We start from the raw sequence: 15,324 nt of genomic DNA on the forward strand, positions 1-15,324 counted from the left end.
GCTCACAGCCTCTCCTCCGACGCCTGGACGAACACCGCACCGCTGCCGCTCAGCTCGAGCTGGAAGCCCTCGCCGGAACCGCGGCCCACCATGTCCCGCCAGCCGAGCGCCGTCGACAACTTGTTGCGGACGTCGCCGTGGTGGGCGACGTAGGCCTGGGGGTCGACGTGCACCGGGCGCTGCGGGGTGATCGGGACCTCGAACACCCCGCCGTGGGCCATCACGGCGACCGCCCCGTGGCCCTTGAGGGTGGTGGTGAACAGCCCCTGTCCGCTGATCTGGCCGCGGACCATGCCCATGACGCCGCCCTGCGAGCCGAGGAACATCGTGCCCTGCTGGAGGGTGCCCTCGAAGGCGAGCAGGCGGTCCGCCTCGACGCACAGCGTGTCGCCGCTGAGCCGGATGACCTGGACATGGTGCCCGCCGTGCCCGAAGAGGACCGTGCCGCTGCCCTCGACGGTCATCAGCGGCGTGTCCTCATTGGCGAGCCGCCGCCCGATCATGGACATCACCCCGCCCTGCCCGCCCTGGACGTTGGGGGTGAAGGACACCTCGCCGCGGTAGGCCAGCATGGCCCCGCGCTGGCTGAACAGCCGGGCGCCGGGGACGACGGTCGCCTCGATCATCTTGGAGTTGATCTCACGGAAGGTCATCTCACACGTCCCCCGCGATCGTGTTGCGCTCGCTCGGCTGGACGTACACCAGGCCGTCCCCCTCGAAGCGGATCTGGAAGGCCTCGCCGCCGCCCTCGCCCAGGAACGTGCGGAACGTCACCCCCGACTGGAAGGACTGCCGGACGTTGCCCTGGTGCGCGACATAGGCGCCGGGGTCGACGGTGAGCGGGTACTGCGGGCTGACGCGCAGCACCACGGCCGGCCCGTCCGAGGTGATCGCCGCCTGGCCGGTGCCCTCGACGGTCGTCGTGAACAGCCCGTTGCCCTGGGTCGCGCCGCGCACCCCCGTGAAGCTGGTGCCCGTGCGCAGGCCGGCGTCGGTCGCGAGCAGGTTGCTCGACTCGACGAACAGCTTGTCGCCCCGGAGCTGCACGAGGTTGATCTCACTGGCCCGGTCGGCGAACCAGCAGGTGCCCTGCCCCCTCACCTCCATCACGGTCATCTGCTCGCCGGTGAGCCGCCGGGTCACCATGCCCCGGATGCCCTCACCGCCGCCGCTGAGCTTCTTGAAGGCCATCTGCCCGTCGTACGCGACCATCGAGCCGTTCTTCGCCTTCACGGCGTCCCCGGTCATGTCGACGGCGAGCACCTTGCTGCCTTGGAGTCGAAACATCGCCACGGGGCGAAGGTATCGGCCGGACGGGTGCGCCGAACAGCACCCGGAGGTGGAGCAAGACCCTGAACGCACCCTTAGGGGGAGCGTTTGCCACAATGGACGAACGCTTGTGCGTGCATTCACAATCTCCTGCCCCTCGCCGTACCCCACCCGAAGGTGACCCGTGGACCTGAAGACCGCCTCCGCCCTCCGCCGCCTGCGCCTGGTCTCCGCCCCGGAGGCCGTGTCGTTCCTCCTGCTGCTGGTCTGCTCGGTGCTGAAGCGGACCACCGACTTCGACGCCGTGCCCGTGATGGGCTGGGTCCACGCCGGGTTCTTCCTCCTGTACCTGCTCTTCTGGGCGGACGCCTGGAACCGCACGAAGTGGCCCCTGAAGACCGCGGCCCTGTACTTCGTCCTCGCGGTCCTGCCGACCGGCGGTTTCTTCGCCGAGCGCCGGCTGCGCCGAGAGTCGCAGGACGCGGTCATCGCCTCCCGCGCCCGCAAGGAAGGCGTGGTGAACGCGTGATCGTCGCCTTCTCCGTCACTCCCCTGGGTGTCGGCGAGGACGTCGGCGAGTACGTCGCCGACGCCGTTCGGGTGGTCCGCGACTCCGGCCTGCCGAACCGCACCGACGCCATGTTCACCTCGGTCGAGGGCGAGTGGGACGAGGTGATGGACGTCGTCCGGCGGGCCGTCGCCGCCGTCGAGGCCCGCGCCCCGCGCGTCTCCCTCGTCCTGAAGGCGGACATCCGCCCCGGTGTGACGGACGGCCTCACCTCGAAGGTGGCGACCGTGGAGCGGCACCTCGCGCCGTGACCGTCCCGGACGCCCGTCCGGTCAGTCCCCCGAACGGGTGCGGATCGACGGGGGTCCGGCCCGCGCCGCATGACTAATGTCTCCCGGGTCGATCATGTTCCGCGCGTCGGCGCGGCGCCGAGGGGAGTGTGCGGTGGCAGGGCGGCGCGGGCCGGACCGTTCCGGCAGGGCGATCACGGCGTTCCTCCTGGCGGCGACGCTGGCGGCGGTCTGCGTGGGCCAGGCGCCCCGGACGCCCGCCTGTTCGCTCGCCCGGGGCGAGCTCACCGTCGAGGACCTGCCCACCGGCTCCTCCGTGCGCGACTGCCCCGTGGTCGGGCGCGTGGTCACCCACGACGGCGCGGGCCTGGCCGTGCCGGAGCCCGGCACGACGGTCAGCGTCGACTCCCTCACCGCGGACGGGTCGGCGCACGGCTTCACCCTGACGGTCGCCGCCGACGGCACGGTCTCCTACGCCTACGAGGCCCACACCGAGGCCGTCCGGGGCAGCCGCGCCGACGCCCCCGCCCCCTGCGCCGACTCCGCCTACGCCACCGCGGGCCGCAAGGCGTACGGCACGTACGAGTGGTTCCTCGGCGACGGCCACTGGCCGGGCGGGATCTCCCGCGCCGGGGCCCGCCGGGCCTTCGAGGAGGCCGTCGCCACCATCACCGCCAGCCGCAACGACTGCGGTCTCGACGACCGGGTCGCCGCGAAGGCCCGCTATCTGTCGACCACCTCCGGCAAGGCCGACATCGACCGGGAGACCCGCTGCATGCGCCCCGACGGCCTGAGCGTCTGGGACGCGGGCGACCTCGGCGGCGACGCCGTCGCCACCACCTGCTCCTGGAGCCGCCCGGCGCCCGGCGGGGGACCCGAGGAACTGCTCGAGGCCGACGTCCGCTTCAACACCCACGACCACGCGTTCACCGACGACCCGTCCGGCGCCTGCACCGCCGCGTACGACCTGCGCAGCGTCGCCACGCACGAGGCCGGGCACGTCTTCGGCCTCGCCCACTCCGGCGCCGGACACGAGAACCTCACCATGTTCGCGAGCTCGTTCGCCTGCTCCACGAGCGCCCGCACCCTGGGCAAGGGAGACGTCCTCGGCCTGCGCACCCTCTACTGAGCGTCGCCCGACACCAGCGCGATGCCCAGTGGCGTCCGCTCGTAGAGCACCTGGTGGCCGTAGCGGCGGGACACCAGCAGCCCGGCCTCGCGCAACACCCCCAGGTGCGCGGAGACCGACGACGGGGCCAGACCGAGGCGGTGCGCCAGGGCCGACGTGCTCGCCGGTTCGTCGAGCGCGCCGAGCACGGCGGCCCGCCCCCGGCCGAGCAGCCGTACGAGCGCGTCGGGGAGGCGCTGCGCGCGGTCGGCGGGGTCGCTCCACAGCCCCGCGATGCCCCGCGCCGGGTAGACCAGCGTGGGCTGCCAGGGCGGGTCGAAGCCGCTCACCACGTCCGGCCACGAGAACACGCTCGGCATCAGCACCAGCCCCTGGCCGCCGAGATGCCGCTCGTGTTCGCCGTTCGAGGCGACCGTCAGCGTGCCGGCCCGCCAGCCGCACCGCCGGTTGATCTCCGGCAGCAGCCCGCCCAGGCCCACCTCGGCCAGCCGGCGCGAGTGGAAGACGACGTCCGCCTCCAGCAGGGCGCGCAGCCGGGGCCAGTCCGGCGCGAGCAGGGTGCGCCAGATCTCCTCCAGCACGTCGGCGAGCTCCCGGATCATCCGTTCCGGATCCGCCAGCCAGGCCCGCCCCCGCGGCGAGTCCAGTGCGCCGGGGGTGTCCGCCAGCGAGCGGGCGGTGTCCTCGCGGGCGGCTCGCGGGTCCGCGGCCCGGACGGCCGCGATCTCCTCCTCGAACCCGGCCGCGGGCCCCAGCGGCGGCGGGCACAGCCAGTCGGGGGAGTGGCCCCGGCGCGGCATGACCAGCCACAGACCGGTCAGGTCGAGGGATCCGGCGGCCGTACGGATCCGGCGCAGCCAGGGCGTGTGGTAGCCGTGCCGGTCGGGCCGCTTCAGCGTGCGCGCGGCCTCCTGCGTCTCCCACAGCGGGGACACCGCGAACCGGCAGCGCAGGAAGTCCTCCTCCCCGAAGTGCAGACGCGAGGACACGCGCCCCTCCTTCCACCCGCCCGGCGAACATTCGGCCCAGGCCGAAACTCTAGGACGGGCGCCCGCACCCCAGCACGCTGCCCCGCATGTCAGACGTCACGACGGCCGCCGCCGAGGCCCCGCCCAACGGATACCTCCGGGTCTTCGCCGTCCGCGAGTTCCGGGCCGTCTTCGCCGCCCACCTGCTGTCCATGCTCGGCGTCATCGTCGCCGAGATCGCACTCTCCGTCCTGGTCTACGACCTGACGGGTTCACCTCTGCTGAGCGCCCTGGCCTGGGCCCTCGGCTTCCTGCCCTACGTCGTCGGCGGCACCCTGCTCGCCGGCGTCGCCGACCGCTTCCCGGCCCGGCGCGTCCTCGTCGGCTGCGACCTGGCGTGCGCGGTCTGCGTGATCCCCATGACGGCGCCGGGCGCGCACCTCGCCGTCCTGCTCGCCCTGCGCTGCTGCCTCGCCGTGGTCTCGCCGGTCTTCGCCGGCACCCGCATGGCGACCCTCGCGGACATCCTCGGCGACGGCGACCTGTTCGTCCTCGGCCGCTCCCTGCTGCGCATCACCGCGCAGAGCGCCCTGCTCGCCGGCTTCGGGCTCGGCGGCGTGCTGCTCACGGTCGCCTCCCCGCGCCAGGCCCTCCTCCTCACCGTCGCCACCTTCCTCGCCTCCGCCGCGCTGCTGCGCCTGGGCACCCGCAGCCGTCCGGCCCGGGCGCGGACCGGCGGGGCGCTGGTCGCCGACTCCCTCAAAGGCGCCGGGCAGGTCCTCGCCGACCGGCGCACCCGGGCGCTGCTGCTGCTCTTCTGGGTGCCGCCGACCTTCGCCGTCGCCCCCGAGGCGCTGTCCGCGCCGTACGCCGCCGACCTCGGCGCCGGCTCCGTGGGCCTCGGCCTGCTGATGTGCGCGCTGCCGGTAGGCACGGTCGCCGGCGAGCTGTACGCCGGGGCCCGGCTGCGCCCCGCCGCCCGCGAACGGATCGCCCTCCCGCTCGTCTGCGTCACCCTGCTGCCCTACCTCGGCTACGCCTTCCACCCCGGCCTCGTCGTCTCGCTGCTCCTGCTGGTCGTCGCCGGGGCCGGGTCGGCGTACACCCTCGGACTCGACCAGTGGATCGTCCGGGACGTGCCGCAGGAGCTGCGCGGGCGGGCCATGACGCTGCTCACCGCCGGGCTGATGACCGGTCAGGGCGTCGGCATGGCGCTGGCGGGGGTCGCCGCCGAGGCGGCGGGGGTCGCGTGGACCGTCACGGGGGCGGGCGCGCTGGGGGCGCTGGCGTGCGTCCTCACGGCCCGGGAGGTCCGCGCGACCGAAACGCGAGACGGGGCTGACCACGATGTGACCGGCCGGTAAGGTCTGGAAGCGTGCCGAAACCGCTCAGTCTCGCCTTCGATCCCATCGCCCGCGCCGACGAGCTCTGGAAGCAGCGCTGGGGGAACGTGCCGTCCATGGCCGCCATCACCTCGATCATGCGCGCGCACCAGATCCTGCTCGCCGAGGTGGACGCCGTGGTCAAGCCCTACGGCCTGACGTTCGCGCGGTACGAGGCGCTGGTGCTGCTCACCTTCTCCAAGGAGGGCGAGCTGACCATGTCGAAGATCGGCGAGCGGCTCCAGGTGCACCCCACCTCGGTGACGAACACCGTGGACCGGCTGGTGAGGTCGGGTCTGGTGGACAAGCGCCCCAACCCCAACGACGGCCGCGGCACGCTCGCCGTGATCACCGACAAGGGCCGCGAGGTCGTCGAGGCGGCCACCCGCGACCTGATGGCCATGGACTTCGGGCTCGGGGTGTACGACGCGGAGGAGTGCGGGGAGATCTTCGCGATGCTGCGGCCCCTGCGGGTCGCCGCGCACGACTTCACGGAGGACTGAACCGGCCCCCGGCGACGCCTGCGGCCGGGAGCGGACCGGACGCGCCCGGAGCGCCGACCCGGGGCAAGATCTCCCGGAACGGGTCGTTACGCTCGTCGGCATGAAGAAGAGCGTGCTGACCCGCTACCGCGTCCTGGCCTATGTCACCGGTGTGCTGCTGGTCCTGCTGTGCCTGGGCGTCATCGCCAAGTACATCCTGGACGTCGAGGGGGCCGCGGACTTCACCCGCGTCGTCGGATTCGCGCACGGCTGGCTCTACGTCCTCTACCTCGTCTTCGCCTTCGATCTGGGCTCCAAGGCCAAGTGGCCGGTCGGCAAGCTGCTGTGGGTGCTGCTGGCCGGGACCGTCCCGACGGCCGCCTTCTTCGTGGAGCGCAGGATCAGCCGCGAGCTGGTCCCGACGGCCGCGGTCGAGGACGCGGCGGTCATCAAGGCTTAGCTCTCCCGCCGTGCGGCCCCGCCGTCGCACGGCTCTCCCGTCGTGCGGCTCTCCGCCGTGCGCGCGGGCACGGCGAGGCGTGCGCGGCAGGCCGAGCCGCCCGGGATCATCCGTCGCCCGGACGTCCCCGCCTGCAGCTGTCGACATTTACTTGGACGTCCTAGTAAATTCGGAGCATGGACGCTGACGTCATCGAGGAGGGCCGCCGTCGCTGGCAGGCCCGGTACGACGCTTCGCGCAAGCGTGAGGCCGACTTCACCACGCTCTCGGGAGACCCCGTGGAGCCGGTGTACGGGCCGCGGGCCGGTGACACCTACGACGGCTTCGAGCGGATCGGCTGGCCGGGGGAGTACCCCTTCACCCGCGGTCTGTATCCGACGGGCTACCGCGGGCGCACGTGGACCATCCGGCAGTTCGCCGGGTTCGGCAACGCCGAGCAGACCAACGAGCGCTACAAGATGATCCTGGCCAACGGCGGAGGCGGTCTCTCCGTAGCCTTCGACATGCCGACCCTCATGGGCCGCGACTCCGACGACCGGCGCTCGCTGGGCGAGGTCGGCCACTGCGGCGTCGCCATCGACTCGGCCGCCGACATGGAGGTCCTGTTCAAGGACATCCCGCTGGGCGAGGTCACCACGTCCATGACGATCAGCGGGCCCGCCGTGCCCGTCTTCTGCATGTACCTGGTCGCCGCCGAGCGCCAGGGCGTCGACCCCGGCGTCCTCAACGGCACGCTCCAGACGGACATCTTCAAGGAGTACATCGCCCAGAAGGAGTGGCTCTTCCCGCCCGAGCCGCACCTGCGCCTCATCGGCGACCTGATGGAGTACTGCGCGGCCGGCATCCCCGCCTACAAGCCGCTGTCCGTCTCCGGCTACCACATCCGCGAGGCCGGCGCGACGGCCGCGCAGGAGCTCGCCTACACGCTGGCGGACGGCTTCGGGTACGTGGAGCTCGGTCTCAGCCGCGGGTTGGACGTCGACGTGTTCGCGCCCGGGCTGTCCTTCTTCTTCGACGCGCACCTCGACTTCTTCGAGGAGATCGCCAAGTTCCGCGCGGCGCGCAGGATCTGGGCGCGCTGGATGCGGGACGTCTACGGGGCCAGGACCGACAAGGCCCAGTGGCTGCGCTTCCACACCCAGACCGCAGGGGTCTCGCTGACCGCCCAGCAGCCGTACAACAACGTGGTGCGCACGGCCGTCGAGGCGCTCGCGGCGGTGCTCGGCGGCACCAACTCGCTGCACACCAACGCCCTCGACGAGACTCTCGCGCTGCCGAGCGAGCAGGCGGCCGAGATCGCGCTGCGCACCCAGCAGGTGCTCATGGAGGAGACCGGCGTCGCCAACGTGGCCGACCCGCTGGGCGGTTCGTGGTTCGTCGAGCAGCTGACGGACCGGATCGAGGCCGACGCCGAGAAGATCTTCGAGCAGATCAGGGAGCGCGGGCTGCGGGCGCACCCCGACGGGCGGCACCCGATCGGCCCCATCACCTCCGGCATCCTGCGGGGGATCGAGGACGGCTGGTTCACCGGGGAGATCGCGGAGTCGGCGTTCCGGTACCAGCAGGCCCTGGAGAAGGGGGACAAGCGGGTCGTCGGCGTCAACGCGCACACCGGGTCGGTGACCGGGGACCTGGAGATCCTGCGGGTCAGCCACGAGGTGGAGCGGGAGCAGGTGCGCGTCCTGGGGACGCGCAGGGCGGCCCGGGACGACCAGGCCGTGCGGAGCGCCCTCACGGCGATGCTGACGGCCGCGCGTGACGGGGCCAACATGATCGGTCCCATGCTGGACGCCGTGCGGGCCGAGGCCACGCTGGGCGAGATCTGCGACGTGCTGCGGGACGAGTGGGGCGTGTACACGGAGCCGCCCGGCTTCTGAGCCCCGCGACACCGGGGCGGGGGCCGGACCGGCTGACGGTCCGGCCCCCGCCCTTTTTCACGTCCCCGGTGCACGACGGAGTGCGCCGGCCGTGTCCAGGCGCAGGCGCGGGCGCTCCGGTCAGGTCCCGGGCTGCTCGGAGGCCGACGACAGGCCCAGCAGCAGGACCCGGGTGAAGCCGTGCACCCACTCCTCGTCCGCCGGTTCCGCGCTGACCAGGGTGCGGTGCACCACCGCGCCCGCCACCACGTCGAAGATGAGGTCGACGGTGCGCGCGGCCTCGGCCGGGTCGGACTCCGGGGGGAGTTCGCCGCGCGCCTGGGCCCGGGCGCGGCCCTCCAGGACCAGGTCCTTCTGCGGCTCGACGATGGACGCACGGATGCGCTCGCGCAGGGCGTCGTCGCGGGTGGACTCGGCGACGACCGCCATCAGGCCGCTCTTGGCCGCCGGTTGCGCCAGGATCGCCGCGAACCGCAGGACCACGCCCTCGATGTCGGCGGCGAGGCTGCCGCGGTCGGGGAGTTCGAGCGCGGCGAACAGTTCCGCGACCGCGTCGACGACCAGTTCGTTCTTGCCGGCCCAGCGGCGGTAGAGCGTCGTCTTGGCGACGCCGGCGCGCGTCGCCACGTCGCCCAGGGTCAGCTTCGACCAGCCCAGCTCGACCAGCGCCGCACGCGTCGCGGCCAGGATCGCGGCGTCCGCGGCGGCGCTGCGCGGACGACCCGTGCGGACGGCGGGCGTGCGGCTCTGCATTCTCCGACCATAACCGCAGGTTTTTCCGCTGCGTCCGTGAGGCAGATCACTGGGAGGCACTTGGTGCGAGGGCACCCGGTGCCATTACGCTACGACTCGTAGCGAAAGCTCGCGACGGACGTACGCGAGCCGGACACGGCGCGGGGTGGGGACCCGAGCGCCTGTGCCCGGGATGTTCGGGAGTATTCGGATCGCTTTTCACGCAGGCGCGCGGACGGGGGAGGATAGACGCATGCAGCCACGGAACATGTCCATGAGCGGAGTCGTCGACCTCGCCGCGGTGAAGGCGGCCCAAGAGGCCAAAGCCAAGGCGGAGCAGACACGCGCCGAAGCGGCCCGGCAGGGGGGTGGCGCCGGAGCCGTCTCCCCGGCCGACCTCGTGATCGACGTCGACGAGGCGGGGTTCGAGCAGGAGGTCCTGCAGCGGTCCGCCGAGGTGCCCGTCGTCATCGACTTCTGGGCCGAGTGGTGCCAGCCCTGCAAACAGCTGAGCCCGGTCCTGGAGCGACTCGCCCTCGAGTACGACGGCCGCTTCCTGCTCGCCAAGATCGACGTCGACGCCAACCAGATGCTGATGCAGCAGTTCGGGGTGCAGGGCATTCCGGCCGTGTTCGCCGTCGTCGCCGGGCAGGCGCTGCCGCTCTTCCAGGGCGCGGCCGGCGAGGCGCAGATCCGCCAGACCCTCGACCAGTTGGTGCAGGTCGCCGAGCAGCGGTTCGGGCTGACCGGCCTGACCGTCGACCCCGACGCCGGGCCGGGCGACGCCCAGGCGGCGCCGGCCGAGCCCGTCGGTCCGTACGACGCGCTCCTCGAAGCCGCCGTGCACGCGCTGGACGCGGGCGACTTCGGCGGCGCCGTGCAGGCCTACAAGAACGTGCTCGCCGACGACCCCGGTAACCCTGAGGCCCAACTCGGGCTCGCTCAGGCCGAGTTGCTCCAGCGGGTCGGCGACATGGATCCGCAGCGGGTGCGCAAGGACGCGGCCGAGCGTCCCACGGACGTGACGGCCCAGATCGCCGCGGCCGACCTGGATCTGGTGGGCGGTCATGTCGAGGACGCCTTCGGCAGGCTCATCGACACCGTGCGCCGCACGGCCGGCGACGACCGGGACGCCGCGCGGGTGCGGCTGCTCGAACTGTTCGACGTGGTCGGCCCCGAGGACCCGCGAGTGGCGGCGGCGCGGCGGGCGCTGGCGCGCGCGCTGTTCTGACCCCGCCGGGCCCCGGTTCTGACCAGTCGCTAAACGTCGGGGCCGGTGGTGTCGGAGTGAAAATTCCGTCGAAGTGGTTCCCCAGCGACCGCGCTTTACCAAATCTTGGTAAACGCGGTCGCTGTTACTAGGAGTAAGACCAGGCCGCCGGTCTGTCGGTTTCTGTCCAGGGCTCAACAGTTTTGTCCTGGGCATGAAGGACACCCTGCGTCGCCGGTCGAGACCTGCGGGTCGTTGTTCGGTTATCCGGCCGTTACTAGCCAGTAACGAACCCCCTTGTGCGGGCGGCGAGAATGCACCACGATCGGCCACGCTCGGTCCAATCCCGTACCCCGACAGCCGGTTGGGCGAACGGGTTCTCCTGGGTCCCCACCGAGCAGGGTCGACGACAGTGACGTCGGCCCTCGGGCAGGGGGGTCTTCGCCGAGGCGGAGCCTGTCCGGCAAGGTTGTGCGTGATGCGTGTCAGGCGCGACCAGTGGTTGTCGCTCGGGGGTGATCGCCGGTGATCGGTGCGCGGTTCGCGCCTCCGGAACAGGCGCTCCCCTTCCCGAGGACGTAGCACTTCTCCCATCCCTGGCCGGCTGACTCGTCCTCATCGGAGGCGAGCCGGAGCCAGGAGATGTACGTCCGAGAAGGAGGAAATATGGAGTCCCAGGTGCGTGGCGGGACCAGATGGAAGCGCTTCGCTGTGGTCATGGTGCCCAGCGTCGCCGCTACGGCGTGTATAGGTGTCGCCCTCGCGCAGGGTGCACTGGCCGCGTCGTTCAGTGTTTCGGGGCAGTCGTTCAAGGTCACCGCCGACAAGCTCGTCGGTACCGGCTTCGCGCAGTACGGAGCCATCGACTCGGGGTACAACCTCGACGGCAGCAAGACTGCTCACGCGGTCGCGGTCTCGTCCTTCAGCAAGGCCGAGATCACGAACATGTGCCAGTCCGTGGTCACGCCGAACATCCCGCTGCTCGGCTCGGTGAGCCTGACGCTGAAGGCGGGCGGCGGCGGCAAGCCGGTCGAGGCCGACAACCTCTACATCGACGTCGAGGACCTCAGCGCCGACGCGACGTTCGAGAACATCCGGATCGGCGTCGCCGGCAAGGACCTCAAGGGTCCCGGCATCAAGAGCGGTGACGCCGCCAACCCGTTCGGCTTCGGTCAGGACGCCGAGAAGGCCACCCTGACCGACGTGAAGCAGACGGCGTGGGCCACCACCGCCGGAACCTTCAAGCTCAGCGGCCTGAAGATGTCGCTGTCGTCGGGCGTCAAGGAGTGCTACTAAGCACTCTCTGACGGGCGGGGGAGCCGGTGGCGCCCCCGCCCGTCCAGTCTGAAGCCCGGGGCTTCACCAGCCGTACGACTCACCACCACAGCAAAGCCGCACCAGGGAGCTGTTTTCCATGAGCGCCGAGACCCCTGACGCCCCCGGTCAGTTCACCCGCCGGAGGGAGCAGTTCCGCGCCTGGCGGGGCACCAGGCCGTTCTGGGCGGGCCTGTTCGTCCTTCTCGCCGGCTTCCCCATCGCCTACTTCCCCTACGCCCACCTCCAGGTGGGCCATCTGACTCTGGCGATGGCGACCACGGCGGGCGCGGGGTCGCTGATCATCGGCGTCCTGCTGGGCGTGCTGGGCATCAGTCTGTGGTTCCAGAAGCACGTACAGGTCTTCGCGGGCGTCGCGGCGATCCTGCTCGGCCTGGTGTCCATCCCGGTGTCCAACCTCGGCGGCTTCCTCATCGGCTTCTTCTTCGCGCTGATCGGCGGGGCGATGGCCGTGTCGTGGGCGCCCGGCACGCCGCCCGCGGCTGCGGGCCCGGAGGCGTCCACGGACGTCGGAGGAGCCCCCGAGGGCGCGTTCCCCGAGGGTCCCGCGAAGGCGGGCGACCTCAGCGAGAACCCGTACAGCACGGGCCCGGACCGGACCGGAAGGCCGTCCTTCACGAAGGACGCCGACGCCCCGGGCGAGCCGAACGACCTGCACGACCTGCACGATCTGTCAGGAACGAGCCCGGCGAACGGGGCGAACGGGAGGCACAGTGCCGGCTGACGAGGTTTCCACCGGGAGCGATGTGGACGCTGCCCGCGTGAGAAGCACCGGGCCGCGGCACGCGGCACCCAAGAAGCCGCTGTTCACCAGGTTCCACATGCCGGCCGGCAAGGCGATAGCCCTGGCGGCCATGCCGACGGCGGTGCTGATGGGGATGGGCTTCACGCCCACCCTCGCCAACGCCGAGGACCAGCCGGCGTCCAAGAGCCTCACGATCGACGAGTACAAGGACTGTGTGGCGGCCCTGGAGGGGACGGACGCCTCCGCGTCGGCCTCGCCCTCGCCGTCCGCCTCCGCGAGCGAGTCCGCCGACGGCTCCGAGGACGACGCGAAGGACGACTCCAAGGACGACTCCTCGAGCGGCTCCAAGGGCGGCTCGGACGACGCGAAGGGCACGGCGGGCGACTCCGGCAAGGGCGGCTCGGCTTCGTCGGATTCAGGTTCCGACGACGCGCCGAAGCCCTCCCCGTCGGCGTCCTCCGCTCCGGAGAAGTCCGCGACGTCCGCCGACACCACGACGACGACCCCGACGGACACCGAGACGGACAAGAACGTCCTGGAGACCATCGGCGACGCCATCACGGGCCTGTTCGACGGCAAGGACGGCAAGGACTCCGACGCGACGACCGGTGCGAGCCCCTCGCCCTCGGCCTCCGCCCCGGCCGGTGACTCCGCGTCGGGCTCCGGCTCCTCGGACACCTCCGGCTCGGGCTCGTCCGGCAAGGACTCGTCGTCCGGCAGGACCTCCTCCGGGAAGACCGCCTCGGGCACGTCCAAGGACACCGCCGACGCCGTCACCGACAAGGCGAAGGACACCGCCGAGGACACCGCCGACAAGGCCGGGAAGACGGCGAAGGACGCCAAGGAGACCGCCGCCGACGCCACGGCCTCGCCGAGCGCCTCCAAGGACGCCACGACGGACGCCGAGGACTGCCCCGCCGCCACCGACGACGAGGGCGGCATCGACAACGGCAAGGTCGCGCTGCCCGACGACCCCTGGTACCTGAACGCGAGTTCGCTGCTGCTCAAGGGGGCCGACTACCAGGGCGTCGTGAAGGTGAAGACGGCCAACGGCACGGTCAAGGAAGTGCTGAAGTACGTCATCTCCGGCGGCACCGACATCGGCGACCTGCACCAGACGGTGAAGGACAAGCAGTCCGGCAGGACGTACCACGTGCAGGCCGGCAAGGGCACGACGTCCACCATCCGCGACGGCGACACGATCATGTACACGGAGAGCATCTCCGGGAACCTGTTCGGCCTGATACCGGTGACGTTCAGCCCGAAGAGCCCGCCGCCGCTGAACATCCCGCTGATCTACTTCACCAACGCGAAGGTCCAGCAGGCCGGCCAGTTCGGCGGCACGCTGACCGTGCCCGGGCTGCACCAGTTCACCACCGCCGGCTGAGCCGAGCGCCCCGCGAGCTTGTCCGGGAGCCGCACGACGCCCGAGGGCGCCCCCTGTGTCACAGGAGGCGCCCTCGGCGCGTTTCAGGGCCTTTCACGCCCTGGCTCAGTCGCGGGAGCCGCCGCCGAGGTGGTGGACGCGGAGCATGTTGGTGGTGCCGGGAACGCCGGGGGGCGAGCCGGCGGTGATGATCACGACGTCGCCCGGGTTGAAGCGGTTGATCTTGGCGATCTGCTGGTCGACCATGTCCACCATCTCGTCCGTGGTGTTCACGAACGGCACGATGTGCGACTCGACGCCCCAGCTGAGCGTCAGCTGGTTGCGGGTGTCCTCGTCGGTGGTGAAGGCGATGATCGGCTGGGTCGCGCGGTAGCGCGAGAGCCGGCGGGCGGTGTCGCCGGACTGGGTGAACGCCACCAGGCCCCGGCCGCCGAGGAAGTCGGAGATCTCGCACGCGGCGCGCGCGATCGAACCGCCCTGCGTGCGCGGCTTCTTGCCCGGCACGAGCGGCTGCAGGCCCTTGCTGAGCAGCTCCTGCTCGGCCGCCGTGACGATCTTCGACATCGTCTTCACGGTCTCGATCGGGTACGCGCCCACGCTCGACTCGGCCGACAGCATGACCGCGTCCGCGCCGTCCAGGATCGCGTTGGCCACGTCGGAGGCCTCGGCGCGGGTCGGACGGGAGTTGGTGATCATCGACTCCATCATCTGGGTCGCGACGATCACCGGCTTGGCGTTGCGGCGGCACAGCTCGATCAGGCGCTTCTGCACCATGGGGACCCGCTCCAGCGGGTACTCGACGGCGAGGTCGCCACGGGCGACCATCACACCGTCGAACGCCATCACGACGTCCTCCATGTTCTCCACCGCCTGCGGCTTCTCCACCTTGGCGATGACGGGGACCCTGCGGCCCTCCTCGTCCATGACCCGGTGGACGTCGGCGACGTCCTTGGCGTCCCGGACGAAGGACAGCGCGACCAGGTCCGCGCCCATGCGCAGCGCGAACCGCAGGTCGTCGATGTCCTTCTCGCTCAGCGCGGGCACGTTGACGGCCGTGCCGGGCAGGTTGATGCCCTTGTGGTCGGAGATGACCCCGCCCTCGATGACGATGGTCCGCACCCGCGGGCCCTCGACGTCGAGGACCTTGAGCTCGACGTTGCCGTCGTTGATGAGGACCTGGTCGCCGCGCGAGACGTCGCCGGGCAGGCCCTTGTAGGTCGTGCCGCAGATCGTCTTGTCGCCGGGGACGTCGTCGGTGGTGATGGTGAACTCGTCACCCCGCACCAGTTCGACGGGGCCCTCGGCGAAGGTCTCGAGGCGGATCTTGGGGCCCTGGAGGTCGGCGAGGACGCCGATGGCCCGGCCGGTCTCCTTGGCGGCGGCACGGACACGGTCGTACCGGCCCTGGTGCTCGGCGTGGGAGCCGTGGCTGAAGTTGAAACGGGCCACGTTCATGCCGGCCTCGATCAGCGACACGAGCATTTCGTGGGAGTCGACCGCGGGGCCGAGAGTACAGACGATTTTCGAACGGCGCATGAGGCGATCCTATC

The 15,324-nt window shown here is 71.5% G+C and carries 16 protein-coding genes; 11 read left to right on the forward strand and 5 right to left on the reverse strand.

Going from position 1 to position 15,324, the window contains the following annotated elements; all coding sequences use genetic code 11:
• Positions 1-2: 2 nt before the first annotated feature.
• On the reverse strand, positions 3-653 hold the full coding sequence (locus QF032_RS26900) for an AIM24 family protein (protein WP_307057775.1): 651 nt from the start codon (positions 651-653) through the stop codon (positions 3-5).
• 1 nt (position 654) lies between these two features.
• The gene (locus QF032_RS26905) at positions 655-1,287 is read right to left on the reverse strand and encodes an AIM24 family protein (RefSeq protein WP_057584720.1); all 633 of its coding nucleotides are present in this window, start codon (positions 1,285-1,287) and stop codon (positions 655-657) included.
• A gap of 166 nt (positions 1,288-1,453) precedes the next feature.
• Between QF032_RS26905 and QF032_RS26910 the strand changes: the two genes are divergently transcribed.
• From QF032_RS26910 to QF032_RS26920, 3 genes are all read left to right on the forward strand, one after another.
• Positions 1,454-1,798, forward strand: coding sequence for a DUF3817 domain-containing protein (locus tag QF032_RS26910; RefSeq protein WP_307046015.1), 345 nt, complete (start codon positions 1,454-1,456; stop codon positions 1,796-1,798).
• The gene (locus tag QF032_RS26915; protein ID WP_306949222.1) at positions 1,795-2,088 is read left to right on the forward strand and encodes an MTH1187 family thiamine-binding protein; all 294 of its coding nucleotides are present in this window, start codon (positions 1,795-1,797) and stop codon (positions 2,086-2,088) included. The genes QF032_RS26910 and QF032_RS26915 overlap by 4 nt, the downstream gene beginning before the upstream one ends.
• Before the next feature lie 133 nt (positions 2,089-2,221).
• Positions 2,222-3,196, forward strand: coding sequence for a matrixin family metalloprotease (locus QF032_RS26920; RefSeq protein ID WP_307057777.1), 975 nt, complete (start codon positions 2,222-2,224; stop codon positions 3,194-3,196).
• On the opposite strand, the gene QF032_RS26925 is transcribed toward QF032_RS26920, so the two are convergent.
• Positions 3,190-4,185 (reverse strand): ArsR/SmtB family transcription factor, encoded by a 996-nt coding sequence (locus QF032_RS26925; RefSeq protein WP_306949220.1) that lies wholly within the window; start codon positions 4,183-4,185, stop codon positions 3,190-3,192. The genes QF032_RS26920 and QF032_RS26925 overlap by 7 nt on opposite strands.
• Positions 4,186-4,271: 86 nt before the next feature.
• Between QF032_RS26925 and QF032_RS26930 the strand changes: the two genes are divergently transcribed.
• From QF032_RS26930 to QF032_RS26945, 4 genes are all read left to right on the forward strand, one after another.
• Complete coding sequence (locus QF032_RS26930; RefSeq protein ID WP_307057778.1) at positions 4,272-5,528, forward strand: MFS transporter; 1,257 nt, start codon at positions 4,272-4,274, stop codon at positions 5,526-5,528.
• 11 nt (positions 5,529-5,539) lie between these two features.
• The gene (locus QF032_RS26935) at positions 5,540-6,049 is read left to right on the forward strand and encodes a MarR family winged helix-turn-helix transcriptional regulator (protein WP_306949218.1); all 510 of its coding nucleotides are present in this window, start codon (positions 5,540-5,542) and stop codon (positions 6,047-6,049) included.
• A gap of 100 nt (positions 6,050-6,149) precedes the next feature.
• Positions 6,150-6,488 carry a DUF3817 domain-containing protein gene (locus QF032_RS26940; RefSeq protein WP_307046019.1) on the forward strand — a complete coding sequence of 113 codons (339 nt, stop codon included), beginning with the start codon at positions 6,150-6,152 and terminating at the stop codon, positions 6,486-6,488.
• 176 nt (positions 6,489-6,664) lie between these two features.
• Entirely contained in the window at positions 6,665-8,365 is a 1,701-nt protein-coding gene (locus QF032_RS26945) for an acyl-CoA mutase large subunit family protein (RefSeq protein WP_307057782.1), read from the forward strand.
• Between the two features lie 120 nt (positions 8,366-8,485).
• On the opposite strand, the gene QF032_RS26950 is transcribed toward QF032_RS26945, so the two are convergent.
• A complete protein-coding gene (locus QF032_RS26950; protein ID WP_306949215.1) occupies positions 8,486-9,118 on the reverse strand; it encodes a TetR/AcrR family transcriptional regulator in 633 nt (210 codons plus the stop codon).
• 232 nt (positions 9,119-9,350) lie between these two features.
• On the opposite strand from QF032_RS26950, the gene QF032_RS26955 reads away from it, so the two are divergent.
• The 4 genes from QF032_RS26955 to QF032_RS26970 all read left to right on the forward strand — a co-directional run bounded on the left by QF032_RS26955 (position 9,351) and on the right by QF032_RS26970 (position 13,774).
• On the forward strand, positions 9,351-10,328 hold the full coding sequence (locus QF032_RS26955) for a tetratricopeptide repeat protein (RefSeq protein WP_307046023.1): 978 nt from the start codon (positions 9,351-9,353) through the stop codon (positions 10,326-10,328).
• Positions 10,329-10,973: 645 nt separating this feature from the next.
• Positions 10,974-11,603: a DUF6230 family protein gene (locus QF032_RS26960; RefSeq protein WP_107441853.1), complete on the forward strand. Its 630-nt coding sequence runs from the start codon at positions 10,974-10,976 to the stop codon at positions 11,601-11,603.
• A gap of 118 nt (positions 11,604-11,721) precedes the next feature.
• Positions 11,722-12,366, forward strand: coding sequence for a DUF6114 domain-containing protein (locus tag QF032_RS26965; protein WP_307046025.1), 645 nt, complete (start codon positions 11,722-11,724; stop codon positions 12,364-12,366).
• Positions 12,356-13,774 (forward strand): hypothetical protein, encoded by a 1,419-nt coding sequence (locus QF032_RS26970; protein WP_307046027.1) that lies wholly within the window; start codon positions 12,356-12,358, stop codon positions 13,772-13,774. The genes QF032_RS26965 and QF032_RS26970 overlap by 11 nt, the downstream gene beginning before the upstream one ends.
• Before the next feature lie 105 nt (positions 13,775-13,879).
• Here the strand turns inward: QF032_RS26970 and pyk are convergent, their stop codons facing one another.
• Positions 13,880-15,310: a pyruvate kinase gene (pyk, locus tag QF032_RS26975; RefSeq protein WP_306949211.1), complete on the reverse strand. Its 1,431-nt coding sequence runs from the start codon at positions 15,308-15,310 to the stop codon at positions 13,880-13,882.
• Between the last annotated feature and the right edge of the window lie 14 nt (positions 15,311-15,324).

This window comes from Streptomyces achromogenes, assembly GCF_030816715.1.
In the GTDB taxonomy this organism is placed as follows: domain Bacteria; phylum Actinomycetota; class Actinomycetes; order Streptomycetales; family Streptomycetaceae; genus Streptomyces; species Streptomyces achromogenes_A.

Coding starts and splice junctions, on each gene's coding strand:
- QF032_RS26955 (WP_307046023.1), top strand. CDS start 9,351: ATGCAGCCACGGAACATGTCCATGAGCGGAGTCGTCGACCTCGCCGCG.
- QF032_RS26930 (WP_307057778.1), top strand. CDS start 4,272: ATGTCAGACGTCACGACGGCCGCCGCCGAGGCCCCGCCCAACGGATAC.
- QF032_RS26900 (WP_307057775.1), bottom strand. CDS start 653: ATGACCTTCCGTGAGATCAACTCCAAGATGATCGAGGCGACCGTCGTC.
- QF032_RS26960 (WP_107441853.1), top strand. CDS start 10,974: ATGGAGTCCCAGGTGCGTGGCGGGACCAGATGGAAGCGCTTCGCTGTG.
- pyk (WP_306949211.1), bottom strand. CDS start 15,310: ATGCGCCGTTCGAAAATCGTCTGTACTCTCGGCCCCGCGGTCGACTCC.
- QF032_RS26945 (WP_307057782.1), top strand. CDS start 6,665: ATGGACGCTGACGTCATCGAGGAGGGCCGCCGTCGCTGGCAGGCCCGG.
- QF032_RS26905 (WP_057584720.1), bottom strand. CDS start 1,287: ATGTTTCGACTCCAAGGCAGCAAGGTGCTCGCCGTCGACATGACCGGG.
- QF032_RS26965 (WP_307046025.1), top strand. CDS start 11,722: ATGAGCGCCGAGACCCCTGACGCCCCCGGTCAGTTCACCCGCCGGAGG.
- QF032_RS26940 (WP_307046019.1), top strand. CDS start 6,150: ATGAAGAAGAGCGTGCTGACCCGCTACCGCGTCCTGGCCTATGTCACC.
- QF032_RS26950 (WP_306949215.1), bottom strand. CDS start 9,118: ATGCAGAGCCGCACGCCCGCCGTCCGCACGGGTCGTCCGCGCAGCGCC.